The organism is Nitrosomonas sp., from assembly GCF_021731985.1.
Lineage (GTDB): Bacteria > Pseudomonadota > Gammaproteobacteria > Burkholderiales > Nitrosomonadaceae > Nitrosomonas.
In genome coordinates, this window is record NZ_JAKFWH010000062.1 from 36,170 (window position 1) to 51,052 (window position 14,883).

General features: G+C 43.2%; 12 protein-coding genes. 10 read left to right on the forward strand and 2 right to left on the reverse strand.

Annotation, left to right across the window (positions count from 1 at the left end):
• Window positions 1-24 precede the first annotated feature (24 nt).
• A complete protein-coding gene (locus tag QZ942_RS08715; RefSeq protein ID WP_292994707.1) occupies window positions 25-1,872 on the forward strand; it encodes a hypothetical protein in 1,848 nt (615 codons plus the stop codon).
• A gap of 71 nt (window positions 1,873-1,943) precedes the next feature.
• Here the strand turns inward: QZ942_RS08715 and mnmH are convergent, their stop codons facing one another.
• Complete coding sequence (mnmH, locus tag QZ942_RS08720; RefSeq protein WP_292994709.1) at window positions 1,944-3,059, reverse strand: tRNA 2-selenouridine(34) synthase MnmH; 1,116 nt, start codon at window positions 3,057-3,059, stop codon at window positions 1,944-1,946.
• Between the two features lie 473 nt (window positions 3,060-3,532).
• Here mnmH and QZ942_RS08725 point away from each other — a divergent pair, with 473 nt between their 5' ends.
• The 5 genes from QZ942_RS08725 to QZ942_RS08745 all read left to right on the forward strand — a co-directional run bounded on the left by QZ942_RS08725 (window position 3,533) and on the right by QZ942_RS08745 (window position 8,557).
• On the forward strand, window positions 3,533-5,356 hold the full coding sequence (locus QZ942_RS08725; RefSeq protein WP_292994711.1) for a fatty acyl-AMP ligase: 1,824 nt from the start codon (window positions 3,533-3,535) through the stop codon (window positions 5,354-5,356).
• 6 nt (window positions 5,357-5,362) lie between these two features.
• Window positions 5,363-6,277, forward strand: coding sequence for an NAD(P)-dependent oxidoreductase (locus QZ942_RS08730; RefSeq protein WP_292994713.1), 915 nt, complete (start codon window positions 5,363-5,365; stop codon window positions 6,275-6,277).
• Window positions 6,278-6,307: 30 nt separating this feature from the next.
• Window positions 6,308-6,562 carry an acyl carrier protein gene (locus QZ942_RS08735; protein ID WP_292994715.1) on the forward strand — a complete coding sequence of 85 codons (255 nt, stop codon included), beginning with the start codon at window positions 6,308-6,310 and terminating at the stop codon, window positions 6,560-6,562.
• On the forward strand, window positions 6,562-7,743 hold the full coding sequence (locus QZ942_RS08740; protein ID WP_292994717.1) for an aminotransferase class I/II-fold pyridoxal phosphate-dependent enzyme: 1,182 nt from the start codon (window positions 6,562-6,564) through the stop codon (window positions 7,741-7,743). The genes QZ942_RS08735 and QZ942_RS08740 overlap by 1 nt, the downstream gene beginning before the upstream one ends.
• Before the next feature lie 163 nt (window positions 7,744-7,906).
• Window positions 7,907-8,557 (forward strand): hypothetical protein, encoded by a 651-nt coding sequence (locus QZ942_RS08745; RefSeq protein ID WP_292994719.1) that lies wholly within the window; start codon window positions 7,907-7,909, stop codon window positions 8,555-8,557.
• 26 nt (window positions 8,558-8,583) lie between these two features.
• Here the strand turns inward: QZ942_RS08745 and selD are convergent, their stop codons facing one another.
• Window positions 8,584-10,770, reverse strand: a complete 2,187-nt coding sequence (gene selD, locus QZ942_RS08750; protein ID WP_292994721.1) for a selenide, water dikinase SelD — start codon at window positions 10,768-10,770, stop codon at window positions 8,584-8,586.
• A gap of 222 nt (window positions 10,771-10,992) precedes the next feature.
• Between selD and QZ942_RS08755 the strand changes: the two genes are divergently transcribed.
• The 4 genes from QZ942_RS08755 to QZ942_RS08770 all read left to right on the forward strand — a co-directional run bounded on the left by QZ942_RS08755 (window position 10,993) and on the right by QZ942_RS08770 (window position 14,872).
• The gene (locus QZ942_RS08755) at window positions 10,993-11,502 is read left to right on the forward strand and encodes a peptidoglycan-binding domain-containing protein (RefSeq protein WP_292994723.1); all 510 of its coding nucleotides are present in this window, start codon (window positions 10,993-10,995) and stop codon (window positions 11,500-11,502) included.
• A 458-nt stretch (window positions 11,503-11,960) separates the two neighbouring features.
• Window positions 11,961-13,079 carry an adenosyl-hopene transferase HpnH gene (gene hpnH, locus QZ942_RS08760; protein ID WP_292994725.1) on the forward strand — a complete coding sequence of 373 codons (1,119 nt, stop codon included), beginning with the start codon at window positions 11,961-11,963 and terminating at the stop codon, window positions 13,077-13,079.
• 52 nt (window positions 13,080-13,131) lie between these two features.
• Window positions 13,132-14,262 (forward strand): glycosyltransferase, encoded by a 1,131-nt coding sequence (locus QZ942_RS08765; RefSeq protein ID WP_292994727.1) that lies wholly within the window; start codon window positions 13,132-13,134, stop codon window positions 14,260-14,262.
• Entirely contained in the window at window positions 14,240-14,872 is a 633-nt protein-coding gene (locus QZ942_RS08770; protein ID WP_366836307.1) for an HpnM family protein, read from the forward strand. The genes QZ942_RS08765 and QZ942_RS08770 overlap by 23 nt, the downstream gene beginning before the upstream one ends.
• The last annotated feature ends 11 nt before the right edge of the window (window positions 14,873-14,883 follow it).

Consider the following 14,883-nt stretch of genomic DNA (forward strand, 5'->3'; position numbering starts at 1 on the left):
AATTGCTGGTTTGGTTAATAACTTATGACATTTAAGTCACGTTTACTCAGTTCACTACGCAAATTTTCTTCATCGCCGGAGGTGCAGCATGACGAAGAAACTGTTATGCCTGCCGACGAGTCACAATTAAACAATGCATCGAATTCCGCCCAGCAGTTTGCATCGAGTGATGAAATTAAACAACTTTTGGATACGGCTTATCGTGAACGGTTAAGCGTGGAAGACCGGGCAATCAAGGAGGCACATAAGCGGATTGAAGCAGAAAACATCGCGAAAGTAACTGCTGAAGCGAGAATCCGGGCCGAGGCTAATGCCAGAATTGCGGCAGAAACAAGAATCCAGGCTGAAGCGCTTGCTACTGATCAAGCCAGAACTCGAGCTAAAACTGAGGCTTTGGCAATCAGAGAGGCCAATGCCCGGCGGGAATTTGAAATAAAAGCCAGGCAGCTTGCAGAAGAGAAGATTAAAGCTGAGAAATCCTTAAATGCGCTATTGGAAGCCAAAATCAAAGCAGAAGCTTCGATTGTTGAGAAAATGCAGAAGCGCGTTGAACAAGAAGCTGCCGCTTTGGACAAGGCGCATGCGACCACATTGAAAGAAAATGAAGCTGCCGAAGCTGCGATGCATCGAGCCAAGGTAGCCGATGAAGCGCGTTTGTGTGCACTGGCCGCGATAGAGGCAGAGACACATGCAGCAATGCTCGCCAATGCAAAAATTCAGGAGACGCAAAAAACCATAGCATTGGCTAAAGCTCAAGAAGAAGCTGAAAAGCAAATCATTGAGGAAATGCAAGTTCGCTCGCAAATAGAAGCGCAAACTCTGGCCCATACTACTGAACGTCTGGATGCAGAGAGACGGGCAAAAGAAATGGAAGAGGATAGACTAAAAGCCGAAGCTGCTGCGGTGCAAGCAGCGATAGAAAAGGCCGAAGCTGAAGCGGTCGCAGCAGAGCAGGCGAGAAAAAGAGCTGAATTAGATACCCAGGCGGCTATCGCAGCACGCGATAAAACAGATGCGGAGAGAGTCGCAGCTGAAATGGCGGAATCCATTCTTGCTAAAGAAAGTGCAGCCGCTGATGCAATCAAGGCACGTCTCGTTGCAGAGTCTGAGTTGCTGGAAGAAGCCGATCAGCGAATGCGGATAGAAACTGAAGCGTTGGTTGCTGCAGAGGCAGCCTTGCGCGCTGAAAAAGAAGCCAAAACGGTTGCAAGTGAGAAGAAGAAAGCGGAGGTTAACGCGAGCAAAGAGTACCAGAAACGTATTAAGGCAGATGAAGAAGCTATTAAAGAAGCGGAAGTGCGTGCAGAAACTGAGAAAGCCGCAAGGAAAGCAGCGAAGAGCAAGGCGGAGGCTGAAATAAGGTTGAGAGCTGCAGCAGAGGCAAAAGCCCAAGTAGATACTCTTGCCGTACTAGAAACAAATGCTCAAGCGGATTTGGAGCAACGCTTGCTGGAAGATGCAGAGATTCGTGCCAAAGCGATTGCCGATGCAAAACAAGCGGTTGTTGAGCGCCTCGAGATTGAACAAAAAATCACAGGATTGGCAATTACTAGAGCACAAGCAAAAATTATCGCTACCAATAAAGCCAAAGCGCAACTTGAAGCAGAAAAAACTGCTACCAGAATCGCATTGGAAAAAGCTAGAACTGAATCGGCTGCACTTGTCGCCATGCAGGAGCGCATAGCGTTGGAATCCAAAGCACTGGAAACTGCAGTAGCCCGGGAGGCTGTTGAAGTTATGGCTAAGGAAGCACTATTTGCGCGCTCCCAAGCTGATAAAGAAGCTACCGCCGCGGCAACTGTGAGGATACGAGCAGAAATTGCTGCCGCAGAACATTCTCGTAACAGGGTTGCTTCAAGCGCTAAGACTTAACAATCAGAGAAATTGGTTGTAGAAAACGAAAGTGGTAGGTCTACCATCTGATAGATCAACGATTGAAGTGTTTAGCGCATTGGTTCGTTGAAATTACTTGCCCATTCAAGCACTTCTTGGTAATTCCCTCTATAAATTACCGATTCATTGTTTTTCATTATTTGATACGCATACATCGGATCATAATATTCAGTAAGTAAATGGGTTATCCAAGCTTCGTGACAATAAATATTTCCTGTATTCGACTGAGTTTTCAAAGCTTTTGTCATGAGATCGTGCGTGTATTTATAGCGTTCCAACCCCAGGCGTTTCTGAATCCGAAAAAGACTGTTGTAAAGATAGGCGCTGAAATATTCAAAGCCAAGTTCAGTATATTTCATCCGAAAAGCTGTCAGCATATCCGTAATATATTCTTGTAAAATCCGTTGAATGCGAGATTCTAGTGGCATTTCTACAAGGGCTAAGGGTGAGCGTCGCATAGTTTGAAAGAATGTCTCCGGGATCGCGATGGTCCCAATGTTTCTACTTTCATCTTCAACAAAAAGTGTATTTTTATTGAGCTGAGCATAAGTCATACGCAACAAATCAATAGCTAATGTGTGCTCAAAATTCGATTGAGTGGGCTGTTGATTAACTGTATCTCCAAAACTCGAGCCGCGATGCATGGCATGCTTTTCTAAATCGATACTAGATGTAATTTCATTAATCAAAAGCGTTTTCGCTACGCCTGTTTTTCCACCTATTCGGATCATGGAAAGATTTATGGCTGTCTCATCAATTGTCTGCATGAGGTATCGCCTGAGCGCCTTATAACCGCCTACAATTAACGGCGCAGCAATGCCCGTTTCATTGATCCATTGGCGTGCTAGATGTGACCGCATTCCACCACGCCAGCAGAAAATATGTGTACCGGGATTGTTAGCTACAACATTACGCCAATGCTGAATGCGACTTCGCTTAAGTTCACCACACACCAATTTGTGACCTAATTGAATGGCGGCTTGTTGCCCTTTTTGTTTATAGCAAATTCCAACTAAATGACGCTCATGGTTATTCAGAATGGGGAGGTTGAATGAATTTGGTAAACTACCTTTGGCAAATTCATCTTCAGAACGAACATCCAGGAATGGAATATCGTGCATAAATAAATTATGAAATTGATCGGCGCTGACTAAGTAATCTGACATTGCTTTCTATACTTATCTGCTCATTGAGATAACACATATGCCAATATATTAGGTGTCATGAATCCTCAAATGTTATTTGCCGCGATTTTGCAAATCCGAATGATCGGTCACAAGTTAAACGATTCTATAATAAGCAAAATTAGAACAAAAATACCCTAAAAAGGTGTTATCCGTTACAATTCGGAGCTTATAAGGGTAAGCTAAAAGTCATTAATTAGAGCAATTGTTGTTTTGTTGCAACACTGATTTAATATTGCCTTGACAGGAAAAAGCGCCTTATATAAGCTGCGGAGTGGTCAAATATGACACACTTATATTTATTAAGCAATGTCAGCGGTAAGCGTTTGAATGAAAATTTTCCAGCCAGCAAAAAGTGCATTATTAGAGATTAATAATCAGCGTTGGCACGCTCAACCAGGATTTCTTGCTTATGCGAGCAAGATGACAAGTACTATTACTTCGAGGGGAAGATCTTGAGTTCGACAATAACCAAGTTGAACGCTCCGCTAACGCAAGCGTTTGATTTTCAACCTTCAAGCGAATTACAATTAACACCGACACCGACACTCAATACACTAACTCAGCAGTTAGCGGGTTTTGATACCCTAACCAGCGCTTTAGAATATGCAGCGGAGGGGATAACGGGGTATAACTTTTATGACGCGAAGGGTAACTTACGTTCGATTCTGCCATATAGTGCGCTTAGGCAGAATGCTCGTATCTTTGCGCAACGTTTATTTGGTTTTGGTTTGCCCCGTGGTAGTCGGGTAGCAATCATTGCTGATACCTCTCCAGAGTTTGTCGAGTTGTTTTTTGCATGTCGCTATGCTGGTTTAGTGCCTTTTGCAATGCCAATTCCGGTTAATCTCGGTAGCCATGCAATATATGTTCAGCAATTAAGAGGTATGCTTGAAAGCAGTCAAGCAAGTATTGCGCTGGCAAATATTGACTATATTAATTTTCTGGAAGAGGCCGCAGAAGAAACAACCTGTATACAGTGGGTAGGAACACCAGAAAAATTAAGCGAGCTACCTGCGATAAATGTTGAACTACAACCTAATTATCCCGATGAAACTGCGTATCTGCAATTTACCTCAGGTAGTACGCGTACACCGAGAGGGGTGGTTATTACTGAACGAGCCTTGATGTGCAATTTACAAGGTATTGTATGTAATGGATTGGAAATCAAACCTGACGATCGTTCCGCTTCTTGGCTACCCTTTTATCATGATATGGGATTGGTTGGGTTAGTTCTGGCACCAATGGTTACACAAATCTCTGTTGATTATTTGGCGACACGGGATTTTGCAATTCGACCCTTACAATGGTTGCGGTTAATAAGCCGTAACCGTTGTACCGTTGCATTCAGCCAGCCTTTTGGTCTTAAGCTCTGTACGTTACGTGTAAGGGAATCTGACCTCAAAGAACTGGATCTTAGTTGCTGGCGTGCTGCTGGTATTGGTGCAGAAATGATCCGGCCAGAAACTTTGAGAAATTTTGCAGAAAAATTTGCATCGGCAGGTTTCGATGAGAATGCTTTTCTGCCTTGCTATGGTCTTGCGGAATCAACACTTGCCGTCACCTTTTCAAAAATTGGTAAAGGTTGCAAAAGTATACAAGTAGATAGTAAGACGCTGATCGATAAGCGAATGGCTGTTCGATTGCAAGCGGATGGCCGTAAACAAAATGAATTTGTAAATTGTGGGCGTCCGTTGCCTGGACATACTGTGAAGATAGTCGATGAGGATGGCCAGCAATTGTCGGAGATGATGGTTGGAAGTGTTTTAGTACATGGCGATAGCGTGATGAAGGGCTACTATAACTCTCCAGAAGAGACTAACAAAGCGCTTAAATCCGGTAATTGGCTGGATACTGGAGATATTGGATTCCTGTTTGAAGGTGATTTGTTTATAACCGGACGACGTACAGATGTCATTATTGTTAACGGTCGCAATATCCGTGCCCAAGACATAGAAGAGTTAGCTGAACAGCAACCGGAAGTTAGGTCACGTGAGGCTTCTGCATTTGGGGTGAATGATGAAGATGGGACAACAACGATTGTCCTAGTCATTGAATGTAGGCTCACCTCCGTGACAGAACGCCAGTCATTGACAACCAGATTGCAGCAGCTTGTTTATATGGCATTTGGGGTTAATTGTGTTGTGGAATTGGTTCCACCGCATACCTTACCGCGGACTTCATCTGGGAAGCTCTCACGTTTCGCAGCAAGGCAAGGTTATATCCAGAGAACAAATCTGGCAGGCCAATTGTCTTTTGTCGAATCAGGTGACAGATAAGGGCACATGCCAAAAATAGTAGCCGTAACAGGTGCTACTGGGTTCATTGGCAATGTGCTGGTGCAGAAGCTGGTTCAAGATGGATGGACAGTTCGTGCGCTCACACGGTTACATCGCTCATCCGATAGTGAGTCTATTCAATGGATTCAAGGTGATTTAGATAATTTAACTGCGCTACATCATTTGGTTAATGATGTAGCGTTTGTTATTCATTGTGCTGCAACAGTAAGAGGAAGCTCTTTTCAAGAGTTCGCTCATACGAATGTCGAAGGTACAAAAAATATTTTATGTGCCATTGCTAGGCAAAAACAGTCTCCTCGTTTCTTGTTAATATCGTCCTTGGCAGCAAGGCAACCTGGATTATCATGGTATACTCGAAGTAAGTATTTGTCTGAGATTCAGGTAATTGAATATTCAGAACAATTACAATGGACTATCCTCAGACCTACGGCTGTTTATGGTCCGGGAGACAAAGAACTAAAACCCCTCTTTCAAGCGATGTACCGCGGTTTGCTTCCCGTCGTCGGAAAAATTCATAATCGATTTGGATTAATACATGTATATGATCTGGTTGCAGCTATTCAGATTTGGTTAGCTTCCAGTCTATCGGTTAATGGAGTATTTGAGCTTGATGATGGGACGTCAGGCGGGTACAGCTATCAAAGTTTGGCAGTCCTAGCGCAGCAGGTGTGGAAGCGTCCTGTACATTGCATTCCTATACCGGATTTGCTTATCCAGGGTATCGCAATATCAAATCTATGGCTTGCGCGGTTGCTTCACTATTCCCCCATGCTGACTCCAGGAAAAGTTAATGAGTTACAACATAGCGACTGGGTATGTGATAATGCGCCATTAATCCACGCACTTCCAGCGTGGCAACCGAGTATCCGTTTACAAGACGTTTTATCTGAAGTAATCTAGCTTCAAAATTTAACTATTCTGAATTAACCTATGACTGAAAGTAATTACGATGAGATCATGCAATTACTCTGTGATCGACTAAGTGGTTTAACCAATTCTGATGCTCAGATTACTCCTGAAACGAACATGATTAGTCAGCTATCGATTGATTCTATTAAACTACTTAACCTGATTATGGAAATTGAAGACACTTTTGATGTTTCAATTCCTATTAATGCACTGACAGATATTCACACCGTACGAGAATTGGCTGACTTAGTACATAAAATAAAATCTGCTTCATAATGAATTTACTTGAAAAATTAGATGCAGCAGCAGCTGCAAGAAAATCGCTTTTGCCAAATGGCGTGGGTGCTTTTGGTATTCCGATTGAAGAAATTTATTCGGCGACGGAAGCTAGAATTGGAGATCGACGTGTGCTGCTACTTGGCACTAACAATTATTTAGGCTTAACCTTTGCGCCGGAATGTATTCGTGCAGCGCATGAAGCAATTGACAAAGAAGGTACGGGTACCACAGGTTCTCGGATGGCAAATGGCAGTTATTTTGGTCACCGTGCCTTGGAAAGAGAATTCGCTGAATTTTATCAATGTGGCTTTGGCATTGTCTTTACTACGGGTTATCAAGCTAATTTAGGTACTATTTCAGGTCTAGTAGGTCCTGGAGATACTGTATTGATTGATGGAGATTCCCATGCGAGTATCTATGATGGCTGCATCCTCAGTGGTGCAGATATCATTCGCTTTAAGCATAATGATATGGTTGACATGGAAAAACGATTGCGGCGACTGGGTGATCGTGTTGAGACAACATTAATTATTGCTGAGGGAATCTATAGCATGCTTGGTGATCAAGCACCGTTAGCTGAGATTGTTAAATTAAAGAATGCTTATAATTGTATTTTGCTCCTTGATGAAGCACATTCATTGGGCGTATTGGGTGAGACTGGTCAGGGTCTCGTAGAAAAAACAGGTTTGTTAAAAGAAGTCGATTTTATTACCGGAACTTTTAGCAAAAGTCTTTGTAGTATCGGTGGATTTTGTGTGAGTAATCATCCACAGCTTGAGCAATTACGCTATATAAGTCATCCCTATATTTTTACAGCATCGCCGTCCCCCGCAACGATCGCCTCAACGCGCGCGGCATTGGTTCTGCTAAGTAAAGGAAGTGATTTACGCATGCAATTGTGGAACAATTGTACTCAACTTTATTCACAGCTCAAGGAGACTGGCTATCTGCTAGGACCCGATCCAGGTCCGGTAATTGCCGCTATTCTTGATACGCCGCAACAGGCACTCCAGCTTTGGCAGAGCTTGCTCGAACATAATATTTATGTGAATTTGATTCTACCGCCCGCTGCACCGGAAGGTAAATCGCTTGTGCGATGCAGTGTAAATGCCGCGCATACTCCAGAACAAATCAAATATGTTGGCGATACTTTTTCTAAGCTATACAACACGATATGATCGGATCCGTAAATTCATAGTACGTAAAATGAGTATCTACATTTGTATTTTTTGTTTGCGAGTACAGAGAGTTCATCAATAAAGAATATTTCTAATAAGAAATTCAGTTTTTTACTTTATATTTAGCCGAATCTGATTTAATTGCCTAAAATGAGGTGCCACAATGAAAATAATGCAGGCATTGGTATTAACATTATTTTCTTTCTTATTACAAAGTAATGTTTTTGGAATAAGTATTGTATACAACGGGTTTGAATGCCTAAACGCTATAGATACCAATGACCCAACGCCCAAAGGTACACCGGTACAGAGCAAATTTGAAGTCATACAAGATGCCGGGGATGGTCTCTATCGTTTAAGCTTAACTGGCGGTATTCCTCGCTTTATTAATAATAATCGTGATGTGTGCATCGATAATGCGACTGCGATCGGATATTCAGGAATTCCGTCAGTAGATGGTTTGCCGCAGCCTCTCGAATCCATTAATGCAACCGCCTATTTTAACGGGCAGGAGCTGATGATTGTTGTCAGCTCCTTGTATACGGATTTAAGTGCCAGAAGGAATCCATTTTCATCATTTAATACAAGCATTATCTTTGCTTTCACTAATACACTCATATTTGAGTTTAATCCGCGAGCATCTTCATTCAGCTTGAAGAAAGTGATCCGCAACCGGGGGTTCACTAATACCAGCGGATCGACGAATTCAATAACACCATTTTTTGAAACAATCTTGCCATCTTTCAACGACGAGGTGCAAGACAAACCAAAAATTTTGACACCGATAGCTAATATCGAATTTTTATTGGATTAATCGACGCACATTTTGTGTAAAGCCAATTACCGGTCTGTTAATGTAATAAGCGAGTTGGTATTATATGGCGTAGCACTACCAATATGTGCTGAGGTATAGCCAGCTGCAGAAAGCGCATGAAGACAGTCATCAATACGCTCGGCGGGTATTCCGGCTAGTAATCCCCCCGCAGTTTGTGGATCGAAAAGTAGAGTATAGCTTGGGTGTTGTCCAGCATAGTATTGGCATTGGCTGGCTTGTTTATTCGCGGCATAGAGTGTGCTTTGAATGCCTTGCAGACTACACTGTTGCGCGCCTTCCATGACTGGAATGGCATTCATTGATAGGGAGGCGCTGCATCGAGAGGCTAGTAGCATCTCCTGCAAGTGTCCGAGTAGACCAAATCCGGTTACATCAGTACAGCTGTGCGCTGTATATGAACGTAAGATGGTTGCCGCGGCTCGATTACTTTGCAACATATAGGCCAATGCCTGATCGAGCCATAACCCTTGGCAGCGTGCAGCCATGTTAGCTGCGAGTAAAATACCGCTGCCGATAGGCTTGGTAAGAATTAAACTATCACCGGGTGTTAGTCCAGATTTTGTCAGGGCTTTGCTTGATGGGAGTATTCCGTTAACAGTTAGCCCGATAGCCATTTCGGGTCCTTCGCCGCTGTGTCCGCCAATCAGCGCAGTATTTTCATCGTTCAAGGTTTTTAATACACCTCGCATTAAATGCAATAATGTTTCCTGCATAATGGGTTCGCTGCTATAAGGGATAACTGCAGTCACCAATGCAGAATGGGGTATTCCACCCATTGCATAAATATCTCCTAAGCTATGAATTGCAGCGATACGGCCCATCAAATACGGGTCATCGATAAAGCTTCTAAAGAAATCAACAGACTGTAGCCATTTAGTATTAGCTGGCAGGTTAATAATCGCGGCATCATCCCCTGGCCCACTGGTGACATCCGGATGAGGTTGAATATCCAGCTGAGACAAAACATTCCGTAATATATTGCTGCTAACTTTTGCGCCACAACCGCCGCATCGCATAGACTCGTTGGCATCGCTCGAGTTACCGGTGTTAACCATCGGTTGCGGATTGAAGCGTGCCATGAATGTGCGATCAATGTGATTCTTCCAAACCCAAACCCACTTTCCACGCGCAAATAATGCACCCCGAGAAGCGACAGCGTAGCATTCTCCTGTCGTTAATAAACTTAAAAAGCGCCGTTGCGGTTTAAAAGGCAAAAGCTGTCGATTTTCGAGCTGAGCGACGATATTTTTTGCCAGGATCGGGCCTTGGCGGACAGCATAAACGCCGGCCTTGGGTAATGGTGCAGGCATGAAAGCGGCGCTATCGCCAGCAGCAAATATATCCGGATGCGAAATACTGCGAAGGTACTGATCAATCTGAATGAAGCCCCGGCCGTCGCACTTAAGCCCGCTTTCTGCTAACCAAGGTTGCGCACCAGCATGTATAGCCCATGCAGAAAAATCGTAATTCAGCGTTGTATTATCATTTAACATCAATTGGTGTTCGGTAACGGAAACGACATGCTTTCCGCAGATAATGCTAATACCTAGCATTTGCAAGTGATGTTTAAAAAATGCTTGCACGCGTTTATTGTGCGAACTGAGGATATGTTGATCAGCGCAAATCAAAGTAAAGCCTGCATGAATAGAAGTTGTATTGCAGAGCTTATAGTGCATAGCCAGCAGTATTTCTACACCGGCAGCCCCGCCCCCGATTACGACGATTCGCTTTGGTTGACGGGATGCTTGAGCTGATTCGAGCCATTGGTGCCAATTCTGCAGAAATTGTTTGATCGGTTTAATGGGGTGGCCATGTACCGTGGCGTTTTTAATTTCATTGAGTGCGGGTTGGGAACCAACATTGATAGACAATAAATCGTATCGCAAGGATGGGTATTGATGGCAGTATATTTGCCTTGCGATTGGATCAATGCGCTGAACTTCGCTGCAAACAAACTGCACGCCAGCCCATTGACACAGTTTCCGTAAATCAATGTGACAATCTTCAAAGGTATAATGCCCAGCAATTAGTCCAGGCAACATACCTGAATAAGATGTGAGTGTATTATTGCTGATGAGCGTGGCTCTGAGACCAGGGATCGGGTGCATTCCCAATTTTTTGATAACGGCGATATGGCTGTGGCCACCGCCAATTAAGCGTAAATCTTCTTTATGTGGCGTTAAACCTATCATTAATTAACTTATTCAGATTGCGTTATGGTCGGAAAAATGTGATAGTTCACATCGCAACATTATAAGTTAGTCCATGACACTATAAATAAAATTAAAAGTATTTCTATAGTTTTGAGGGCTAATTGAGTAAGGACAATGGAGTTAATTAAATTTGTCGTTAAAGTGTGCTTTGTGCATATTGACGACTGCTTACAAATTCATCTTTTATTTAGGAGGGTAGCAATGAAATCTAGTAGAATCAGAACATTAAAAGCTTGTGCCGTTCTGTTATTATCGGTGGGGCTGTTATTCGGGTGTAAACCGATTTTTGAGAAAAAACCACTTCCTCCTAAGGATGGCGCCGCTGCACCTGCTGCCGCACCAGCTGCACCTGCTGCCGCCACACCAGCGCCAGTTGCGCCAGCTGCCACACCAACACCAGCTGCGCCGCCTGCTGAGCCAGTAACTAGCCTTGAGGAAGTAAAAAGTATTGAGAGTCTTGGATCTGGCTCAGCGGCAGCACCAGCACCAGCATCAGAAATTGATGATGGGAACGATGTTGTAACAGTAACGCCTGCGATAATGCGTAAAGTTCAACAGGCTCTGGTAAATGCTGGGTTTAATCCTGGTCCGGTTGATGGTGTCAGTGGCGCTAAAACAGTGAGTGCAATCGAAAGCTTCCAGAAACAAAATGGCATTCCAGCAGGTAAAATTACCAAGAAAACACTCCGTGCATTAGGTGTTGACTTCTAAAGAATAAAGAACAGCTTTATTTTTTAATGCACCAGGGGTCTTCGGCTCTTGGTGTATTTTTATTGATACATACGAAATCTCTAATGAGTAGGGTATTTACTTGATTTGCGATACTGATGTTGATTGTTCAATTTCTTTAGCTGATATAAAAATATTTGCCATAGGAAGAGTCCTGTTCTATAGTTAATTATAAGAATTGGAATTAAAGCTTCTTCAGGTAATTATAGATTTATAGATCTGAACGTATCGTATCCATTTGTTGCGAATCTTTACCATAGCGTTTAAATTCCTCAGCATAAGATGAGCCTTGCGTAACAGAACCGACTGATTGCGTACTTAGTAATGTTTCCCAGATTAAATTTTAGTTAATTAATTTTAACGAACTTTGTTTTATTTTTTATTATGCTAAGTAATATTCGTCCTTAACTTGTTTTTGAAGTATTTTTGGAGGTTTTTTCATGGGAGTTCCTTTGCGTCAACAGATTGCGGTTGGCAGTTATCTAATCAAGCAAAAATTAAAAGGGGTTAAGAAATATCCACTGGTATTGATGTTGGAGCCATTGTTTCGCTGTAATCTGGCTTGTGCTGGATGTGGAAAAATTGCTCACCCAGAAGATGTTCTTGATCAGCGGCTTTCTTACGAAGAATGTATGCAGGCAGTGGATGAATGTGGCGCGCCGATGGTTTCAATTCCAGGTGGTGAGCCATTGATACACAAAGAAATGCCCCAAATTGTTGCAGGCATAATCAAACGGAAGAAATATGTTTACTTATGTACAAATGCACTATTGTTAAAGAAAAAGATAGATGACTATACGCCATCACCTTATTTAACATTTTCGATCCATTTGGATGGGATGAAAGAACGGCATGATGCTTCAGTTTGTCAGGATGGTGTTTTTGATCGCGCGGTTGAGGCGATAAAGCTGGCATTAGAGAAGGGATTCAGGGTCACAGTAAACTGTACGCTGTTTCAAGGTGAAACGCCTCAGGATGTGGCTGAATTCCTGGATTATGCGATGGAATTGGGTGTTGAAGCAGCAACGATCGCGCCAGGATTCAGCTATGAGAAAGCGCCTCAACAAGATGTTTTTATAAAAAGCCAGGATACAAAGGTATTGTTTCGTGGTATTTTTGAATTAGGCAAAAAGCTGAAGCGAAAATGGAGACTGAATCACTCGGCACTTTATTTGGATTACCTGGCAGGAAACCAGAATTATAAATGTACGCCATGGGGTAACCCGACACGCAATGTGTTTGGATGGCAGAAACCTTGTTACTTGCTGTCGGATGAAGGCTATGCAAAGACTTTCAAGGAACTGCTTGATGATACGCCGTGGGAAAAATACGGTACTGTAAATAATCCAAAATGTGCCCAATGTATGGCGCATTGCGGCTATGAAGCTACAGCTGTTGAAGACACGCTTCAGCGTCCATGGAAAGCACTGGTTGCATCACTGAGAGGGCCAAGAACGACAGGCCCTATGGTAGCTGAATCCACACCAAAATGGACAAACGAAGAAAATAAAATACCCAAGAAACTTTCCGATATACCGGTGACATTGATTAACAAATAAACGGATATCAGGTATCGATGTTGGTTTATAAAATCTGCCACAAGTAAGAATAATGGTGGAATTGGTATTGTATTTGTCGGTATTTGGTGCTGTATGCTGGTGCTCATTAATATTGTTACCGTGGCGCCCCTGGAGTGTCCGTGAGAAAATTGAAACGCAAGGCGTTATAGATTCCCATGGAACACTGAGTGATATTACCGTATTAATTCCAGCCCGTAATGAGGGTCCGTATATCCGGCATACGCTCGATGGCGTGAGAGCACAGAGCGAGGATGTGCATATTATTGTGATCGATGATCAATCGATGGATGACACTGCTGAACAAGCTAAGCGTTGTGGTGCGCTGGTGCTATCCGGCACAGCGCCACCTGCGGGTTGGAGCGGAAAATTATGGGCGCTTGAACAGGGATTGCGTGAGGTTAGAACGCCCTATACATTATTGCTGGATGCCGATATTGAGTTGGATCCCGGGATTGTTATTGAATTACGGCAAAAAGCGCGCAATGAAAATCTTGCGCTGGTATCATTGATGGCTGAACCCCCTATGAAAAATTTCATAGAACGTTTACTGATGCCTGCTTTTATATTCTTCTTTAAGTTGTTGTATCCTTTTGGGCTAGCAAATAAGCCGGTATCACGGGTTGCTGCGGCTGCAGGCGGGTGTATTCTAGTAAAAACACAAGCATTGCGTTCAGTTGGCGCTTTTGCCAATTTGCACAATGCGCTGATTGACGATTGTACTTTGGCAACGCACATCAAACGTTCAGGTTTGCGTACTTTTATTGGACTGAGTCGTGCGGCTCGTAGTCATCGTGGTTATCAAGACTTAAAGCCGATTTGGGAAATGGTGGCTCGTACTGCTTTTACCCAATTAAGATACTCATTTATTTTACTTGTCAGCTGCACATTGATTATGACTTCCATGTTTTTGGCAGCACCACTAGCATTTCTGCTGTTACCTGCTCAGGAAGCATATATAGTAAGTACGCTAGCATGGATGGTTATGTTTATTACCTATATGCCAACTTTAATTTATTATCAGCGTTCTCCACTTTGGAGTCTAGCACTGCCCGTAATTGGTACGTTGTACCTTGGCATGACTTGGACATCAGCACTGCGGTACTGGCGTGGGGAACGCGCTTGTTGGAAAGACCGGCGCTATGAAAGTAATACGAACAATTAAACTGATTGGGTGGTGCCTGATATTGGTGATGCTGTTACCAATTTCTGTTGCGTTGAGTACACCCAATTCAGAACCTGAGAACCCAGAGCAGGTTATAGAAAAATTACAATCTTCCTTGCTGCAGGTTATGCGCGAGGGTGATAAATTGGGTTACGAAGGGCGATTCAAATTCCTGGAACCGATTATTGATGAGTCTCATGATCTTAATCTGATTATCAAAACAATATTGGGTGCAACATACTGGTCGCAGTTGGACAAAGAACAACAAGATTTGATCGCTGAGACATTTCGCAAGCTCAGTATTGCTACCTATGCTGGGCGGTTTAATCAGTATGAGGGAGAGCAGTTCCAGATTGTAGAGCAGCGTGCTTTGCCGCGCGAACAAGTATTGGTGCGTAGCCGGTTAACTAAATCGGATGGCGGTACAGTAAATTTTGATTATGTATTACACCAAACAGACGAGCGTTGGCGTATTGCCAATATCCTGTTTGATGGTGTGAGTGATCTCGCAATAAAACGTGGAGAGTATCGCGCTATTTTGCAACGGGATGGTTTCCAGGCATTGATTGATATGATTAAGGAAAAAATTGTTCTGACTCAGCAGAATTAATCATTCGATGA